Here is a 15,885-nt window from a genome sequence, read left to right as displayed (position 1 = left end):
GGTGTCAGGGGTTGGCGTTGTGAACACTCTTTCTGTTGTTGTGCCCGCATTCGACGAACAGGCGCATTTGGGTGGATGCCTGGACGCTTTATTGGCGCAACGTGAACACATTCACGAAATAATCGTGGTGGACAACAATTCCACCGACGATACCGCCGGCGTGGTAGCGAGCTACAGCCGCCGGTTTCCGGAGATAGTTCTGGTCCGGGAGTCGAAGCGAGGCGTCGTTCATGCGCGCAACGCCGGTTTCGATCGGGCCGAAGGATCCATCATCGGACGTATCGATGCGGACACTCGGGTAGCTCCGGATTGGGCCGAGTCGATTCTGGATTTCTTCGACCGCAGACTGGACTACGCGGCGGTGACCGGGCCGATCTACCTGTACGACTCCCCGTGGGCTGCACCGTACGGCGCGTACGTGGACTACTCCACCAAGCGCAAACCCGACGAGTTACGGGTCTCGGCGGCCTCGGGTAACAACTTCGCCATTCGCCGCTCCGCTTGGGAAGCCGCCCGCGACCGCGTGAGTCTGCGTACCGACCTGCACGAGGATATCGATCTCTCGCTGTGCCTGTACCGCGTCGGTCTCCAGATCGCGCTGATCAAAACGATGTGCGTCGAGGTGTCCGGTCGGCGGCTGCTGACTCCGCCCCTCGAATATCGTCATTATGTGCTGAGTTCCTACCGAACATGGGCCCACCACGATTTGGCGAACAAGGCGCTGCGTCGACTGTTGATCGCGGACATGATTCTGCATACCGTGCATTGGCCGTTGACTCGAATTTTGTCCGGATGCGAGCCGCGAATTCTGCCGGTGTCGCATTCGAACGAGGGCGTGACATCGCAACAATATTCGTCACCTGTTCGCGATGGCGAATATGCCACCACGGCGTCGGCCGAGTAAATTCACGGCTGATTCGAGCGGTACGCGACGATTGTCCGGTCGGTAGCGCCGATCTACTCGCTGTATCTGCTGCCGCCCCCGGAACCGGCCCCACGGTTCGATACAGGCCCGCGTGATCGCCGACGCGGTGTTACTGTCTCGTAGTTCTTCGACCCGCGGGTATCCGAGAGTCGAGTCGGGGTGGCCGGTCGGGCGGCCGCATAGCAGGCGGGGGCGTGTCGTGCGCTTCGATGTTCGGACGTTCGTCGTCGGTCTTGCCTTGTCTCTGCTGACGGGACAGCTCGTCGGGACTGCGTCGGCGGACGTCGTCGTCGACAACCCCGTCCACTACGTCGCTCTGGGCGACTCCGGGGCTGCCGGGCCCGCGTGGTTGTCCTATGCCGGCGGAGACGGTTGTGGACGATCCGACGCGGCGTATCCGGCCATGATCGCGAGCGCACTGCACCCTGTGTCCTTCGCCAGCGTCGCGTGCAGTGGGGCGACGAGCGCACACGTCGTGTCCACGCCGCAGAGCACGTACACGCCACTGCCTCATCGTGTCCCGGTTCAGATCGATGCACTGCGGCCTCATACGACGCTGGTGACCCTTTCGATAGGCGGCAACGACCTGAATTGGGCGCAGTTGATCGGGCCGTGCCTGCAACCTGTGCCGCAGGAAGATCCTCGGTGCCGAAACAACCCCGTGGTCCTCCAGGAGATAGACCAGAGGCTGGGGGAGCTGGGGCCGGTGTTGGACGGCGTACTCGACGCGATTACGCAGCGTTCACCACACGCCGTCGTCGTGCTGGTGGGTCACGGTGGTTACTTCGACCATCAGGGCTGTTTCCCGGACTCGAATCTGCACGGTGCCGACGCGGCGTTCGTGCAGGATTTCTTCGTCCGGTTCGATTCCGTGCTTCGAGACAGTGCCGTCAGACATGGGGCGACGTTCGTCGATGTGGCGGGGCCGGCCGTCGGCCACGACGCATGTGCACCGATTGCAGAGCGCTGGTTCACGGGCTCGATGACGTTCGGTCCGACACCGTTCTTGCATCCGACCCCGCTGGGCAGCGCTGCGATGGCGGGATTGGTGCTCGACGCAATCGGTCGGTGACGTCGCTTCGTCGGTCACAATGCGCGGGGACAAGACCCAGTGACACATCCTGTTGAACAAACGATCATCTGCGTACCGGTCGGCCCGGTAGATTGACGGGTTATATCGTGAACCGACGATCCGAGCGCTGGATCTGCCCCTGCAACTTCCATACGGAGTGTGAATGTCGTTCGAGATCGTCGACCTCCCCGAAACGTGGGTCGCCGGTCTCCCCGTTCGCAGTCCCAAACGAGCACTCGGGCGGTTGAACGATCCTGCCCTCAACCAGGCGTGGTCCGCAGTGCTCAATCAGGAGACTGCCGGACCGCTTGCGTCGATCTACACGGACTTCGCCCCTGGAATCGGATCGTACAATACACAGATAGTCGGTTACCAGTGCTCGTCGCTCGGGCAGGTGACGCGTGGGCATTTGATCGCAAAAGTGCCGTCTGCAAAATATGCCCGATTCTCCGCGGTGGGTTACTTTCCCGACGTTCTCACTCGATTGTGGAATCAGATCGATCACGCCGAGGAGAACGGGGAGATAGTGCGATCGTTCACCGGTGATTACGAGTGCTACCCGCACGCCTACAAAGTCGACCTGTATTTGGCCATCACGCAGCCCGGCGGTTCGTGATGAGCTTTCGGATCACCGCGCGCAGTGCCGAATTGTTCGGTGGGTTGGTGGCACCGCGGGTGGAGCCCGGTGCCGAGGCCAGTTGCAGCGAATGGATGGGATTCCTCCGAGATCGTGTGCGCGAGAAGAACATCGACGCCACGGAGGTGACCACCGTGTATGTCCCCGATGCGCACGGCACCGTCAATGCACTCGTCGGTGTCCCGCTGGACTCTCCGAGTGACGTCGCTGTGGGAGATGTGTTCGTATCCATACCGACTGGTGTGTTTGCAGTGTTCGTGCCCAGTGGTGGTCTCGCGGATCCGATCGAAGACGTCTGGGCGCAAGTCGACGAGTGCGTTCGATCCGGGACGCTATTCCGTGCTTACGCCGAGGAAGTAGAAGTCGTTACGAATGCTGGAGAAGTGGAACTTTTCGTTTCGATCGTTTTGTAAACGAGGTCTTCTTCATGTATTTGTCACTTTCGAATCACAAAATCGCCGACGAACCGGTTACTATTGGCGAGCGCTGACAAGCCCGTATAGGGAACGTGAATTCGAGTTCGTGGGTTCAGCACCCGGGAGCCAGCGCGTACCACAAGGTGTCGATGTCATCGCAGGATCGACTGAGCAGGGGTGTAGCAACATGGTGAGACAACTCAGGGCCGAAGCCACTCGCGCGGCGGCGCTGCGCGCTGCAGCAGATCTCTTCCTCGACGTCGGGCATGCCAATGCCACGCTGAGTCAGGTGTCGGCGCAGTCCGGCGTGACCAAGGGCGCGTTGTACTTCCATTTCGCGTCCAAGGAAGAACTCGCTCGCGCCATCGTCGACGAAGGTCACGAGCGCGTGTCCACGGCCTGCGCGGGGCTGGTGGACAGCCGCAGCCCAGCCCTCGAGTCCGTCATCGGAATCTCGTACTCGGTTCTCGAACTGGCAGCGTCGGATCCGCTCGTTCGTGTGATGTACCGGTTGCAGATGGAGATCGACGGGTCCGACACCGCTCGCGGAAGCGTGTTCGGCACCTGGGGCAACATCTTCGAGCATCTTTTCGAGCGGGCCATCGAGCACGGCGACGTCGCCGACCACCTGGACGCAGGCAACGCGGCACTGCTGGTGTGCGAAATGCTGGCCGGGGTTCTGATGGTGTCCGAGGCGCAGTCGCGTCTGGAGGATGCGCCGTCTCGTATGGAGAAGGTGTGGAACACCGTGCTGCCGTCGTTGGTGCCTGCCGACAAGCTGGCCTACTTCCGAGAATTCGCAGCTCGCAGCCTCTCGAGCTTCGTGCGCGAGAACATCGATTCGAGCTCGGTCACCGTCTGACGTTCTCGTCGCCCGGGGTACTTGCTGCGCGCCGATGCGAGGCGCACACTGTGTGACATGGAACACAGAATGTCGGACAACGAGCTCCGGAAAGCGATCGGCACTCTGCAGCACCGCGCGGACGACGCGCGAAAACGAGGTGCCGACGACGAGGCGACGCGTATCGAAAACACCGTCGCCGATTACCGAGACGAGATGTCGCAGAGATTGTGACGGCCCTGTCGGTCGTCACCGCGTAGGGTCGGAATCGACCTGACACGTGGCAACCGGTGGGGGAACAAGCTTCGATGGCTACATACGATCTGCGCGGCAAGAAGACGTTGATCACGGGAGCGGGCAGCGGAATCGGCCGGGCGACGGCCATCGCGGCTGCAGCTGTGGGAGCTGAACTGTTCCTGACCGACATCAACGCCTCCGGGCTTGCCGAGACCGTGGACCTGGTCGGTCGAGCGGGCGGCACGGTCAGCCACTCCTTGCCCTTCGACGTCTCCGATTTCGAAGCGGTCACCGCCTTCGCGGACGATATTCACGCCGAGTTCGGCAGCCTCGACGTCGTGATGAACGTCGCGGGCATCTCGGCGTGGGGCACCGTCGAGAATCTGGAGCATCGGCATTGGAAGTCCATGGTCGATGTCAATCTCATGGGTCCCATCCATGTCATCGAGAAATTCCTCCCGCCGATGATCGAGGCGGGCCGCGGTGGGCATCTGGTCAACGTCTCGTCCGCGGCGGGATTGATTCCTCTGCCCTGGCACGCTGCGTACAGCGCCAGCAAGTACGGCCTTCGTGGCGTGTCCGAAGTTCTTCGATACGACCTCAAACGTCACGGAATCGGCGTCAGCCTCGTCGTGCCCGGTGGGGTCAAGACCGGCCTGGTGCAGACGCTGCAGATCGCCGGTATCGATCGAGACGATCCTCGGGTGCAGAAGCTGCAGCACCGGTTCGAGAAGCGTGCTGTCGAACCGTCGGTCGTGGCCGATGCGATTCTCGCCGGTATCGCCAAACGCAAGTACCTCGTGTACTCCTCCAACGACATTCGCTTCGGTTACTGGATCTCGCGAAAGTTCGCGCCACCGTACGAGTTCGTGCTGCAACGAGCGAACGATCAGTTCTCCAAACTGCTCGAGCCGCGTCGCACCGACGGGGCGTCGAAGTCGACGTCCAGTGTGCGGGCACCGGGGCCGGAGTAGGAGAGCCGGTCGTGCGGGTTGGCCAGAGCGCAGCCGGCCAACGACAGACAACCACAGCCGATGCACCCGGTCAGATCGTCCCGTAAGCGAACCAACTGCTCGATACGCGAGTCCAGTTCGCGATGCCACCGCGTCGACAGCCTGACCCAGTCCTCGCGGGTGGGCGTTCGCTCGTCCGGAAGTTCGCTCAACGCCTGACGGATGGTCGCGAGAGGGATTCCCACCTTCTGCGAGATACGAATGAACGCCACTCTGCGCAAAGTCTCGCGGTGAAACCTGCGCTGGTTGCCCGATGTTCGTCGACTGCTGATCAAGCCCTGCTTCTCGTAGAAATGCAACGCGGACACGGCGACGCCGCTGCGCTCCGACAGCTGGCCTGGAGTCAGTTCACGGACGTTCCACTCGGGCATCGGCACGACCTCGACATTACTTCAGGTCCGGATGCCAGCGCTGAACGACGAATGGGTTTACCGTTCGTTCATGAGCGTCGACTCCGCTGCGGGCCCGTTGGGAGCCAATTCCGAGGTAGGTGTGCTCCGCACTGTGATGCTGCACCGCCCGGGCGACGAGCTGCGGCGCCTGACTCCGAGAAACAACGACCAACTGCTGTTCGACGGATTGCCGTGGGTGGACCGGGCACAGGACGAGCACGATGCGTTCGCGGAGTTGCTCCGCAGCCGCGGCGTGACGGTGCTGCTGCTCGGCGAACTTCTCACCGAAGCGATGACGGTCAGCGGTGCCGCTCGGATGCAGGGCATCTCGGCTGCCGTCGACGCTCGACGGCTCGGACGGGCTCTCGCCGAGGATCTCGCCCAGTACCTGCGCGGTATCCCGGCAGCCGAACTGGCTCAGATCCTGATGGCGGGCATGACATTCGACGAGTTGCTCGAAGCCGAGTCCGGTGAGGCCGAGCCCAGTGGTGCCTCGCTGGTTCGCCGCATGCATCACGGGGGCGACTTCGTCATCGATCCGCTGCCCAATCTGCTGTTCACCCGTGACTCGTCGTTCTGGATCGACAACCGAGTGGCGATCACCTCCCTCGCCTTGCCTGCGCGAGTACGGGAAACGTCGCTGACCGACTTGATCTACGCATTCCATCCCATGTTCAAAGGCGTGCGACGTGCGTACGAATCCCGTACCGCTCCGGTCGAAGGCGGTGACGTGTTGCTGCTCGCTCCTGGAGTGGTCGCGGTGGGTGTGGGGGAGCGCACCACCCCTGCGGGCGCAGAAGCGTTGGCACGCAGTCTCTTCGAGGACGATCTGGCGCACAGCGTGTTGGTGGTGCCGATCGCGCAGGAGCGTGCGTCCATGCATCTGGACACCGTCTGCACCATGGTCGACACCGACGCGGTCGTGATGTATCCGGCTATTCAGGACACGTTGTCCGCGTTCACGATTCACCGCGAGGATGCCGGCGTCAGTATTCGCGGCGCCGACCCGTTCCTCGAAGCCGCTGCCGATGCGATGGGAATCGGCAAACTCCGGTTGATCGACACCGGACTCGATCATGTGACCGCCGAACGCGAGCAATGGGACGACGGCAACAACACCCTCGCGATCTCCCCGGGGGTGGTCGTTGCCTACGAGCGCAACGTCGAGACCAATGCGCGGCTCGAGGCGTCGGGCATCGAGGTGTTGCGAATCTCCGGGTCCGAGTTGGGCTCGGGCCGGGGTGGCCCCCGGTGTATGTCGTGCCCGGTGTCTCGCGAAAGGCTTTGACCGACAGGCGTTTCTACAGGACGGCGAGGACCTTGTCGGCGGGGCGAGCCAACACGGTTCCCTTGTCGGTGACCACGATCGGGCGTTCGATCAGAATGGGGTGCGCCGCCATCGCCGCGATCAAGGTCTCGTCGTCGGCCTCCGCCAGTTCGAGTTCTTTGTAGATGCTCTCTCGGGTTCGAACAGCCTGACGTGGTGAGAGTCCCGCGTCGGCGAGCAGCGTGCGGAGTTCGTCTTCGGTCGGCGGCGTCTCGAGGTACTTGACGACCTGGGGGACGATGCCCGCATCCTCGATCGTCTTCAGAACGGTGCGGGAGGTGTTGCAGCGTGGGTTGTGATAGATGGTTGCGGCCCGGGTCATGTTTGCAATCCTGTCACGCGGGTAGCCAACGCGACAGATCACGTCAGGAACGGGAGTAGTCGCATGACCGACAAGCGCATTGTCATTGCAGGTGGGCACGGCCAGATCGCCCAACATCTCACGCAGGTTCTCACGGCGCACGGTGACCGCGCTGTGTCGCTCATTCGCAACAGCGATCACGTCGATGCCGTCACGGCCCTCGGTGCGCTGCCGCAGGTCATCGATCTGGAGTCTGCGTCCGTCGACGAGTTGGCCGACGTTCTCTCCGGTGCCGACGCAGTGGTGTTCGCGGCCGGTGCAGGTCCCAACAGCGGTCCCGAGCGCAAGGACACCGTCGACCGGGCCGGTGCGGTGTTGTTGGCCGATGCCGCCGAGAAGGCCGGCGTTCGCCGCTACGTGCTGATCAGTTCCTTCGGGGCCGGTGAGCCGGTCGCGGACGACCTCGACGAGGGATGGAAAGCATACATCCGAGCCAAAACTGCTGCGGAAGAAGATGTTTCGTCCCGCGCGGGCTTGGACTGGACCGTTCTTCGCCCCGGCAAGCTGACCGACGAGGATGCGACGGACTCGGTTTCGCTCACCGAGCCTCCACTCGACCCGGGCGAGGTGACCCGTGCCGACGTGGCAGCGGTCGTCGCCCGTCTGATCGACACCGGCAGTGCCATCGGCAAAACGCTGATGCTCACGTCCGGATCGACGTCCATCGCCGACGCTGTCGACGCGGTTCGATGAGGCGATCGTGCGCGTAAGCATCGATCCGTCGAACACGACCCCGGTGTTCGAGCAATTGCGGATGCAGATTCTGGGATTGGTGCGGTCCGGGGATCTCATCGCCGGAACAAAGATCCCCACGGTACGTGGGCTTGCCGAAGAGCTGAAGATCGCGCCGAACACGGTGGCGAAGACCTACCGGGAGCTCGAACAGCAGGGAATCATCGAGACGCGGGGTAGGTCCGGATCGTTCGTGGCGTCCGGCGGTGACCCGTCACGAGATATTGCAGCCAGGGCCGCAACGGAATTCGTCCGGGCCGTCAGATCTATCGGCCTCGACGACGACCAGGCGCGAACGTTTCTCGAAGCTGCTCTGAAAGGGGCAGGCGGCCGGTAAGTTGACGCTTCAACCTCCTTCTGTCAGGGTGGTGCTGCCCATTCAGCCGCGCCAGAAGGATGCCTATCAATGAACTCAACACTCGTCCGTGACGCCGTCGCCCTCGTAGCCCGTATCGGCCTGGGAGTCGTCTTCATCGCCCACGGGTGGCAGAAGCTCAACACCTTCGGCCTCGACGGCACTGCTGCCAGCTTCGAGGCGATGAACATTCCGGTACCCACGGCGTCTGCCTACTTCGCAACGTTCGTCGAGCTCATCGGCGGCGGCGCATTGGTTCTCGGCATCTTCACTCCGATCGCCGGTCTGCTGCTGTTCGCCGATATGTTGGGAGCTGCATTCCTCGTCCACTTCGAGAACGGGGTGTTCGCCACCGAAAACGGCTACGAGCTCGTCGTCGCTCTCGGCGTCGGCGCACTGATGCTCGCGGCGTTCGGTGCCGGTCGCATCAGCATCGACGGAATCACCAAGGGCAAGACCGCAATTCTGCAGTAGTCGGTAGCGAGCCGAGTGGGCGCTCAGCGCCAACTCGGTAACCACAATTGTTCCTGCCACATCTGCGGGGTGATCGGCATCGCGGTGAGGATCGGCCACAGCCACACGAAGTTGGCGATCACCACCGCGATGTACAGGCACACCAGAAGCAGTCCGGTGCCGCGTCTCTCGGCCGAGGCGCTCGCTTTTCCGATGATGTCGCCCAGTACCAGCGCGAAGCCCATCACCATGAACGGCGCGAGCGCCACCGCATAGAAGTAGTACATCTGCCGATCGAGGGTCGCGAACCAGGGCAACAGTGCGGCACCGTAACCGACGAGAACCGTGGCGTAGCGCCAATCTCGTCGTACGAGAACGGACCACAGCGTCCAGGCGAGCATCGGCAAGGCCAACCACCACATCGCGGGCGTGCCGATCAGCATGATCGCCTTCACGCACGACGACGCCGAGCAACCCGACACGCTCTCGCCGTCGGCGAAGTAGTACAGCATGGGGCGTAGGCCCATCGGCCACGTCCACGGCTTGGATTCCCACGGGTGCCGATTACCTGCCGAATTGGTCAGTCCCTCATGGAAATCGAGCACACTGCCGCTGTAGTACCAGAGCGACCGCAGGGCACCGGGGACGAAGGAGAACGGTCCGCCGAAACCGATTCCGTTGCCCACCTCGTGTCGGTCGACACCGGTCTCGGAGGTGAACCACGCCCAGTACGTCATCAGGTACACGGCGATCGGAACGATCACCAGCGCGTACAGCGCGGGTCCGATGTCGCGCACCGCAGTTCCGCGCCACGGTCGGCGAACCCCGTACGAGCGACGAGCAGCCAGGTCGAACGCCACGCTCAGCAAGCCGAAGAACGCGATGAAATACAGACCCGACCACTTGGTGCCACATGCGAGACCCAGCATGACGCCGGCGCCGAAACGCCACCACCGCACACCCATTCGAGGGCCGAGATCGCTGACGTCCATGCGGCCCTCGGCTCGGACCGTCCACAGTCGCTTTCGCACGTCGTCGCGGTCTACCACCAGGCAACCCAGAGCAGCGGTGACGAACAGGGCCAGAAAGATGTCCAGCATGCCGATACGGCTGCTGACGAACGTGACACCGTCGACGATGAGCAGGATTCCGGCGATCGCACCGATGAGCGTCGAGTGGGTGAGGCGTCGGACGATGCGAATCACCAGCAGTACCAACAGTGTTCCGGCAACCGCGGACGAAAAACGCCATCCCCAACCGTTGTAGCCGAACAACGCCTCGCCGACGGCGATCAGCTGCTTGCCGACCGGCGGGTGCACCACCAGTCCGTAGGCCGGATTGTCCTCGAGCCCGCCGCCGGTGAAAACCTGATAACCCTGCGGTGCGTAGTGCTTCTCGTCGAACACCGGCGTTCCGGCGTCGGTGGGGTAGCGCAACATCGTGAAGCGGGTGATCGCACAGATGGCGGTGACGACGAGGGTGACGATCCAACCGCGTCGTACATCGGTGTCGTGGAACCAGTCGCGCGCGGCAACGGTTGGCCCGGGACTGACCATCGACCGGTCGCCGGAGCGCTCAGAGGTCAGCAAGGTCACGTACCGATCGTAGGCGGTGTTCCGGAGCGGGCGGCACGCCGCTGCACCGCATGGGAGACACTGGAGACATGCTCATCCTTGCTGCCACCCCGATGGGCGACGTCGGAGATGCCTCGCAGCGCCTGCGTGATGCCCTCGGTAGTGCCGATGTCGTGGCCGCCGAAGACACCCGACGCACCAAACAACTGGCGTCCTCCCTCGGCGTGACGATCGGGGGCAGGGTCGTCAGTTTCTACGACCAGGTCGAAACGGCGCGGCTACCCGCACTGGTCGAGGCCGTCGCCGAGGGAAAGACCGTACTGCTGGTGACCGACGCGGGCATGCCGTCGGTGAGCGATCCGGGCTACCGGTTGGTCGCGGCCTGCGTCGACGCCGACCTGCCGGTGACCTGCCTGCCCGGGCCGTCGGCCGTCACGACCGCCCTCGCACTGTCGGGGCTGCCGGTGGAGCGCTTCTGCTTCGACGGCTTCGCCCCGCGCAAGCAGGGACAGCGGCGCACGTATTTCCAGTCGGTGCTCGCCGAACCGCGTGCCATCGTCTTCTTCGAGGCCCCGCATCGGCTCGTCGCATGTCTCGAGGACGCGGTGCACGTTCTCGGCCCAGACCGCCGCGCTGCGGTGTGCCGAGAGCTCACCAAGACCTACGAGGAGGTCCGCCGCGGCGGACTGGGGGAGCTGCTCGACTGGGCACGTGACGGAGTGCGCGGTGAGATCACCGTCGTACTCGAAGGAGCGGTCGCCGTCGCCGAGGAACCCGAGGATCTCGTGGCCGAGGTGGAATCGCTGGTGGCGTCGGGCATGCGATTGAAGGACGCCTGCGCTCAGGTGGCCGTCGCAGGCGTGTCCAAGCGCGAGGTGTACGAGGCCGTTCTCGCCGCCCGCAAGGATCAGTGACGCTCAGCCCACCACGTGCTGGCGTAGCCCTTCGGTCGCTGCCTCGAGAATGGTCTTGGTGCCCTTCTTGACGAGGAAGCCGGGCAGGGGAGCCTTCGGGTCGACGGTCAGCTCGAATTCGACGTGCGTCCCGTTACCCTTGGGCGTCAACGTGTATCGGCCTTCCTGGGCCTTCTGCTGGGTGCTCTCCACCAAGCTCCACGACACCTCGTTCTCGCTCCAGGTGTACTGGACCAATTGCTCGTCGTTGATACCGATGATCGAGACCTTCATCTTGACGTGGTTCGGCCGACCGTCGTCGAAGCGGTCGACCACCTCGCACTTCTTGTGCACGGGAGACCACGAGGGGATGCCTTCGACGTCGGCGAGGACGTCGAGAATTGTCGCTGCGTCCGCCTCGATGTCGACGGACTTGTTCACTGTGACTGCCATGGGGAGAAGGTATCTCAGCTTTCTGTACTGGGGCTGACGTTACGGGCGAACTCGCCGATGGCGCGTAGTGCGCGACGCGCTTCGGGAACGAAATCGGCGGCCTGGAACACGTGCACCTGATCCTCGAAGACCTGTAGTTCGCAGTCGACGCCGGCGACGGCGAGGCGCTCCGCCATGAGTTCGGCGTCGGCATAGACCATTTCGGTCGATCCGACCTGGATCAGCACCGGCGGCAGGCCGGCGAGATCACCGTCGACCGGTGAGACCCGAGGGCCGCGTTCACCTTCGATGACGATCCGTGCGTCGACCCGATCGGCGAGGGCGGTCAGTGCGGGAACGGCGTTGGACGGAAACACCGAACACTTGTCCGCGTTCTCGTGGGTGAGCTTGCCGGTGGGATCCATGTCGGTCAGCGGCGACATCGTGAAGATGCCGGCAGGTGCCGGAAGGCCGACGGTACGCAGAGCCAAGGTGACCATGAAAGCGAGATATCCGCCCGCCGAATCCCCGCCCATGATGATCTGGTCCGGGCGATAGCCGGAATCGAGGAGGAAGCGGTAGGCGTCGACCCCGTCCTCGACGGCGTGTGCGATCGGGTTACGCGGCATCATGCGATAATTCACCGACAGGACTGCGCCGTCGACGCTCTTGGAGACGCGTGACGTCATCCGCCGATGAGTCCGCAGTCCACAGCACACGAAGGCGCCGCCGTGCATGTACAGAACGACACGATCGGTTCCGCTGCCCTCGGCCCGAATCCATTCGGCCTCGCATTCGGAGAGCATGACGCGACTGCGGGTGGTGCCGCTGATCTGGGGGACGAGCAGACCCGCGTAATCGACCAAACCCATCGGCCACGGCAGTGACGGTGCCTGCGCCCACACCGTCAGGAACGGGCGCACGGTGAACTGCAGGTACTTGGACAGGATCTGCGACTGCAGACTTGCTCCGCGGATATCGCGGCGGCGCGCAGTGGCTGCCGCGTCGGACGTTTTCACTACGGTGAGCGCCGGATTCATAGCCGTCGCCTCCATCCCCGTTGGCTGTTGCAGGGCGCGTGTGCGCCGTGCGTCGGATCCCGTTCTGTTTGGAACCCCTGGTAACGGACAATAGCGGGTGGGATTTCGTGAGCGCACGTAAGGTCGTGTTCTGAGTCACATTCGGTGCCGTACCGTGACATAAAACAAATGGAAAAAGGAAAGCTCATGGCACTCATGCCCATCACCGAATCGATGTTTCTGATCGCCGAATCGCGGGAGCACCCGATGCACGTGGGCGGACTGGAGTTGTTCGTACCGCCCGGCGATCCGCACGAGTTCGCACAGGAAGTGCATCGCAAGTTCACCACTGGTGAAGTGCACGAGCTGTTCCGCAAGCGGCCGGCCCGCCCGGTGCAGATCATGGGAACTCTCGCGTGGGCTTTCGATCAGGACGTCGACTTCGAGTACCACGTCAGGCGCGCTGTCTTGCCCTCGCCGGGACGCATCCGCGAGCTGTTCCAGTTTCTCTCGCTCAATCACAGTGCCCCGCTCGATCGCTACCGGCCGATGTGGGAACTGCACATCATCGAGGGTCTGGCCGACGGCCGAGTTGCGTTGTACACCAAGGTGCATCACTCGCTGGTCGACGGCGTCAGCGCGCTGAAGCTCATGCAGCGCACACTCTCGACGGACCCCGAGGATCGCAGCGGAGTGGCGACCTGGGACCCGTCGTTGTTCGGTCGCGGCAGAAAGAAGGTCGACAAGGCCGAGCCCGGGCGGCTGGCGCAACTGGGCAGCGGCCTGTCCATGGGACGCAAGATTGCCGGCGACCTGGTGGACTTCGCCCCTGCCTCCGCGCGAATAGGGTTGCGCGCGTTGAAGAAAGAAGGCGCACAGCTACCGCTGCGGGCACCGCGGACAATGTTCAACGTGCCCATCGGCGGCGCTCGACGCTTCGCGGCGGAGAGCTGGTCGATCGAGCGAATTCGTAAGGTCGGTACCGCTCTCGATGCAACGCTGAACGACATGGTGCTCGCGATGTGCGCCGGTGCGTTGCGTGCTTACCTCATCGACCAGAACGCGCTTCCCGAGGAGCCACTGATTGCCATGGTGCCGGTCTCGCTGCGCAAGGAGGGTGACAGCAAGGACGCCGGTAACTCCGTGACGACCATTCTGTGCAACCTGGGGACCGACGAATCCGATCCGCTGCTTCGCCTCGGACGCATCAAGGAGTCCACCGTCCGAGGCAAGCAGATGATGGGGGAGCTCAACACCCTCGAAGCGCTTGCCGTCGGTGCAATCACCATGGCCCCGTTGTTGTTCGGGCCGGTGCCGGGATTCGTCGACTACACCCCGCCGCCGTTCAACGTGATCATCTCCAACGTGCCGGGTTCCAAGGAAGACCTCTACTGGAACGGCGCGAAACTCGACGGCATCTACCCGGCGTCCATCGTGTGCGACGGACAGGCGCTGAACATCACCGTCGCCAGCAACGGCGATTCGTTGAACTTCGGGCTCATCGGGTGCCGACGCAGTGTGCCGCACCTGCAGCGGATGCTCACGCATCTGGAGAACACGTTGGAGGAGCTCGAAAAGGCGGCGTAGCCCCATGTGAGTGGAACCTCGTAGTGGGCTACGAAGTTCCACTCACATGGGCCTACTTCTCTTCGTACTTCGGGAACACCGGCGTCGGGGCAGGGAGAGCGGTGCCGGGAACCGAACGTGTTGCGATGTCCGCGAATTCGCGGTTCGACGCCCCGAGCAGGTCGAGGATGCGCGACGCGGAATCGGGCATGACGGGCTGGGCCAGGATACTCACGATGCGCAACACCTCGATCGTCACGTACAGCACCGTGGCCATGCGATCGGGGTCGGTCTTGCGCAGCACCCATGGCTGCTGCAGCGAGAAGTAGCGGTTGGTCTCGCCGAGTACCGACCAGATCGCTTCGAGCGCGGAATGGATTGCCTGCACATCGAATTCGCGTCGGCAGATCTCCAGCAGCGCGTCCGCGCGGGCCAGCATCGCCTCGTCCTCGGCGGTGAATGCACCCGGTGTCGGGAGCTGTCCTTCGAGGTTCTTCGCCACCATCGTCAGCGAACGCTGCGCGAGGTTGCCCAGTTCGTTGGACAGGTCGGCATTGACGCGGGCGACGATTGCCTCGTGGCTGTAGCTGCCGTCCTGCCCGAACGAGACCTCGCGGAGGAAGAAGAAGCGCACCGGATCGAGGCCGTAGTTCTCCACCAACGAGTCGGGGGTCAGCACGTTGCCCAGAGACTTGGACATCTTCTCGCCCTTGACATTCAAGAACCCGTGCACGAACACCCGCTTGGGTAGCTCGATGCCTGCGGACATCAGGAATGCAGGCCAGTAGACGGTGTGAAATCTCGTGATGTCCTTGCCGATGACGTGCAGATCGGCGGGCCAGAACTTCCGGTACGCCTCCGAGTCGGTCTCGGGGAAACCTGCACCGGTGAGGTAGTTGGTCAACGCGTCGACCCACACGTACATGACGTGCGCGGGATCGCCGGGTACCGGCACACCCCAGTCGAATGTGGTTCGGGAGATCGACAGGTCGCGCAGACCGCCCTTGACGAAATTGACGATCTCGTTGCGGCGCGTGTTCGGCGCGATGAAATCGGGCGACGCGTCGTACATCTCGAGCAGTTTGTCCTGGTACTGCGAGAGCCGGAAGAAGTACGACGACTCCTCGGTCCACTCGACGGGCGTGTTCGTCTCGGTCGCGACGCGGGACCCGTCCTCGGTCAGGGTGGTCTCGGCCTCGGTGTAGAACGCCTCGTCGCGGACCGAGTACCAGCCGGAGTAGGAGTCGAGGTAGATGTCGCCGTTCGCCTCCATCCGTCGCCACAGTTCCTGGCTGGCGGCATGGTGGTCGGCATCGGTGGTGCGGATGAAGCGGCCGTACGAGCTCTGCAGCAGATCGTGCGCCGCCTGGAAGGCGTCGGAATTGCGCGCCGCGAGCTCGCGGACGTCGATGCCCTCGTTCTGCGCGGTCTGCTGCATCTTGAGGCCGTGCTCGTCGGTTCCCGTCAGAAAACGCACGTCGTAGCCATCGAGGCGCTTGAAGCGCGCGATCGTGTCGGTGGCGATGTATTCGTACGCGTGCCCGATGTGAGGTGCTCCGTTGGGGTACGCGATTGCCGTGGTGACGTAGAAGGGTGGCCGTGAGGCATCAGCTGGCGCAGTCATGGTGCGCCTACTCTAT

At 63.4% G+C, this 15,885-nt stretch carries 19 protein-coding genes; 13 read left to right on the top strand and 6 right to left on the bottom strand.

Translation table 11 applies throughout. The features are described from left to right. The first annotated feature begins 19 nt into the window (after positions 1–19). From CH266_RS05680 to CH266_RS05655, 7 genes are all read left to right on the top strand, one after another. Complete coding sequence (locus CH266_RS05680; RefSeq protein WP_162182895.1) at positions 20–904, top strand: glycosyltransferase family 2 protein; 885 nt, start codon at positions 20–22, stop codon at positions 902–904. Positions 905–1,124: 220 nt separating this feature from the next. Continuing rightward, positions 1,125–1,997 carry an SGNH/GDSL hydrolase family protein gene (locus tag CH266_RS05675; RefSeq protein WP_057473752.1) on the top strand — a complete coding sequence of 291 codons (873 nt, stop codon included), beginning with the start codon at positions 1,125–1,127 and terminating at the stop codon, positions 1,995–1,997. Positions 1,998–2,160: 163 nt separating this feature from the next. Further along, positions 2,161–2,613, top strand: a complete 453-nt coding sequence (locus tag CH266_RS05670; RefSeq protein ID WP_027496057.1) for a GyrI-like domain-containing protein — start codon at positions 2,161–2,163, stop codon at positions 2,611–2,613. Between the two features lie 116 nt (positions 2,614–2,729). Then, complete coding sequence (locus CH266_RS05665) at positions 2,730–3,047, top strand: GyrI-like domain-containing protein (RefSeq protein WP_228139163.1); 318 nt, start codon at positions 2,730–2,732, stop codon at positions 3,045–3,047. Positions 3,048–3,237: 190 nt separating this feature from the next. Then, the gene (locus CH266_RS05660; protein ID WP_027496059.1) at positions 3,238–3,912 is read left to right on the top strand and encodes a ScbR family autoregulator-binding transcription factor; all 675 of its coding nucleotides are present in this window, start codon (positions 3,238–3,240) and stop codon (positions 3,910–3,912) included. 57 nt (positions 3,913–3,969) lie between these two features. After that, complete coding sequence (locus CH266_RS25325) at positions 3,970–4,125, top strand: hypothetical protein (RefSeq protein WP_167329154.1); 156 nt, start codon at positions 3,970–3,972, stop codon at positions 4,123–4,125. A gap of 74 nt (positions 4,126–4,199) precedes the next feature. Continuing rightward, on the top strand, positions 4,200–5,102 hold the full coding sequence (locus tag CH266_RS05655; RefSeq protein WP_032407705.1) for an SDR family oxidoreductase: 903 nt from the start codon (positions 4,200–4,202) through the stop codon (positions 5,100–5,102). Here CH266_RS05655 and soxR read toward each other — a convergent pair. Beyond that, positions 5,018–5,518 (bottom strand): redox-sensitive transcriptional activator SoxR, encoded by a 501-nt coding sequence (gene soxR, locus CH266_RS05650; RefSeq protein ID WP_080731190.1) that lies wholly within the window; start codon positions 5,516–5,518, stop codon positions 5,018–5,020. The genes CH266_RS05655 and soxR overlap by 85 nt on opposite strands. Before the next feature lie 64 nt (positions 5,519–5,582). On the opposite strand from soxR, the gene CH266_RS05645 reads away from it, so the two are divergent. Further along, on the top strand, positions 5,583–6,821 hold the full coding sequence (locus CH266_RS05645; RefSeq protein ID WP_027496061.1) for an arginine deiminase: 1,239 nt from the start codon (positions 5,583–5,585) through the stop codon (positions 6,819–6,821). 13 nt (positions 6,822–6,834) lie between these two features. Here CH266_RS05645 and arsC read toward each other — a convergent pair whose 3' ends face one another. After that, positions 6,835–7,182 (bottom strand): arsenate reductase (glutaredoxin), encoded by a 348-nt coding sequence (gene arsC, locus CH266_RS05640; protein ID WP_027496062.1) that lies wholly within the window; start codon positions 7,180–7,182, stop codon positions 6,835–6,837. Positions 7,183–7,245: 63 nt separating this feature from the next. Between arsC and CH266_RS05635 the strand changes: the two genes are divergently transcribed. The 3 genes from CH266_RS05635 (at position 7,246) to CH266_RS05625 (ending at position 8,782) form a co-directional block, all read left to right on the top strand. Continuing rightward, complete coding sequence (locus tag CH266_RS05635) at positions 7,246–7,914, top strand: SDR family oxidoreductase (protein WP_027496063.1); 669 nt, start codon at positions 7,246–7,248, stop codon at positions 7,912–7,914. Positions 7,915–7,921: 7 nt separating this feature from the next. Next, complete coding sequence (locus tag CH266_RS05630; RefSeq protein WP_027496064.1) at positions 7,922–8,290, top strand: GntR family transcriptional regulator; 369 nt, start codon at positions 7,922–7,924, stop codon at positions 8,288–8,290. A 69-nt stretch (positions 8,291–8,359) separates the two neighbouring features. Next, positions 8,360–8,782, top strand: coding sequence for a DoxX family protein (locus CH266_RS05625; RefSeq protein ID WP_027496065.1), 423 nt, complete (start codon positions 8,360–8,362; stop codon positions 8,780–8,782). A 23-nt stretch (positions 8,783–8,805) separates the two neighbouring features. Here CH266_RS05625 and CH266_RS05620 read toward each other — a convergent pair whose 3' ends face one another. After that, positions 8,806–10,317 carry a dolichyl-phosphate-mannose--protein mannosyltransferase gene (locus CH266_RS05620; protein WP_094714988.1) on the bottom strand — a complete coding sequence of 504 codons (1,512 nt, stop codon included), beginning with the start codon at positions 10,315–10,317 and terminating at the stop codon, positions 8,806–8,808. 107 nt (positions 10,318–10,424) lie between these two features. Between CH266_RS05620 and rsmI the strand changes: the two genes are divergently transcribed. Next, positions 10,425–11,249, top strand: a complete 825-nt coding sequence (gene rsmI / locus CH266_RS05615; protein WP_027496067.1) for a 16S rRNA (cytidine(1402)-2'-O)-methyltransferase — start codon at positions 10,425–10,427, stop codon at positions 11,247–11,249. 3 nt (positions 11,250–11,252) lie between these two features. Here the strand turns inward: rsmI and CH266_RS05610 are convergent, their stop codons facing one another. Both CH266_RS05610 and CH266_RS05605 read right to left on the bottom strand, forming a co-directional pair. Next, entirely contained in the window at positions 11,253–11,681 is a 429-nt protein-coding gene (locus tag CH266_RS05610) for an SRPBCC family protein (RefSeq protein WP_027496068.1), read from the bottom strand. A 14-nt stretch (positions 11,682–11,695) separates the two neighbouring features. Next, positions 11,696–12,700, bottom strand: coding sequence for an alpha/beta hydrolase (locus tag CH266_RS05605; protein ID WP_051365061.1), 1,005 nt, complete (start codon positions 12,698–12,700; stop codon positions 11,696–11,698). 186 nt (positions 12,701–12,886) lie between these two features. Here CH266_RS05605 and CH266_RS05600 point away from each other — a divergent pair, with 186 nt between their 5' ends. After that, positions 12,887–14,266, top strand: coding sequence for a WS/DGAT/MGAT family O-acyltransferase (locus CH266_RS05600; RefSeq protein WP_094714987.1), 1,380 nt, complete (start codon positions 12,887–12,889; stop codon positions 14,264–14,266). A gap of 52 nt (positions 14,267–14,318) precedes the next feature. Here the strand turns inward: CH266_RS05600 and metG are convergent, their stop codons facing one another. Next, the gene (gene metG, locus CH266_RS05595) at positions 14,319–15,869 is read right to left on the bottom strand and encodes a methionine--tRNA ligase (protein ID WP_032373032.1); all 1,551 of its coding nucleotides are present in this window, start codon (positions 15,867–15,869) and stop codon (positions 14,319–14,321) included. Positions 15,870–15,885 lie beyond the last annotated feature (16 nt).

The organism is Rhodococcus sp. 06-1474-1B (assembly GCF_002258885.1).
GTDB classification, from domain to species: Bacteria; Actinomycetota; Actinomycetes; order Mycobacteriales; family Mycobacteriaceae; genus Rhodococcoides; species Rhodococcoides fascians.
This window is presented reverse-complemented; position numbering and strand designations above follow the sequence as displayed.

Coding starts and splice junctions, on each gene's coding strand:
- CH266_RS05670 (WP_027496057.1), top strand. CDS start 2,161: ATGTCGTTCGAGATCGTCGACCTCCCCGAAACGTGGGTCGCCGGTCTC.
- CH266_RS05660 (WP_027496059.1), top strand. CDS start 3,238: ATGGTGAGACAACTCAGGGCCGAAGCCACTCGCGCGGCGGCGCTGCGC.
- CH266_RS25325 (WP_167329154.1), top strand. CDS start 3,970: ATGGAACACAGAATGTCGGACAACGAGCTCCGGAAAGCGATCGGCACT.
- CH266_RS05655 (WP_032407705.1), top strand. CDS start 4,200: ATGGCTACATACGATCTGCGCGGCAAGAAGACGTTGATCACGGGAGCG.
- CH266_RS05645 (WP_027496061.1), top strand. CDS start 5,583: ATGAGCGTCGACTCCGCTGCGGGCCCGTTGGGAGCCAATTCCGAGGTA.
- arsC (WP_027496062.1), bottom strand. CDS start 7,182: ATGACCCGGGCCGCAACCATCTATCACAACCCACGCTGCAACACCTCC.
- CH266_RS05635 (WP_027496063.1), top strand. CDS start 7,246: ATGACCGACAAGCGCATTGTCATTGCAGGTGGGCACGGCCAGATCGCC.
- CH266_RS05625 (WP_027496065.1), top strand. CDS start 8,360: ATGAACTCAACACTCGTCCGTGACGCCGTCGCCCTCGTAGCCCGTATC.
- CH266_RS05620 (WP_094714988.1), bottom strand. CDS start 10,317: ATGGTCAGTCCCGGGCCAACCGTTGCCGCGCGCGACTGGTTCCACGAC.
- rsmI (WP_027496067.1), top strand. CDS start 10,425: ATGCTCATCCTTGCTGCCACCCCGATGGGCGACGTCGGAGATGCCTCG.
- CH266_RS05610 (WP_027496068.1), bottom strand. CDS start 11,681: ATGGCAGTCACAGTGAACAAGTCCGTCGACATCGAGGCGGACGCAGCG.
- CH266_RS05605 (WP_051365061.1), bottom strand. CDS start 12,700: ATGAATCCGGCGCTCACCGTAGTGAAAACGTCCGACGCGGCAGCCACT.
- CH266_RS05600 (WP_094714987.1), top strand. CDS start 12,887: ATGGCACTCATGCCCATCACCGAATCGATGTTTCTGATCGCCGAATCG.
- metG (WP_032373032.1), bottom strand. CDS start 15,869: ATGACTGCGCCAGCTGATGCCTCACGGCCACCCTTCTACGTCACCACG.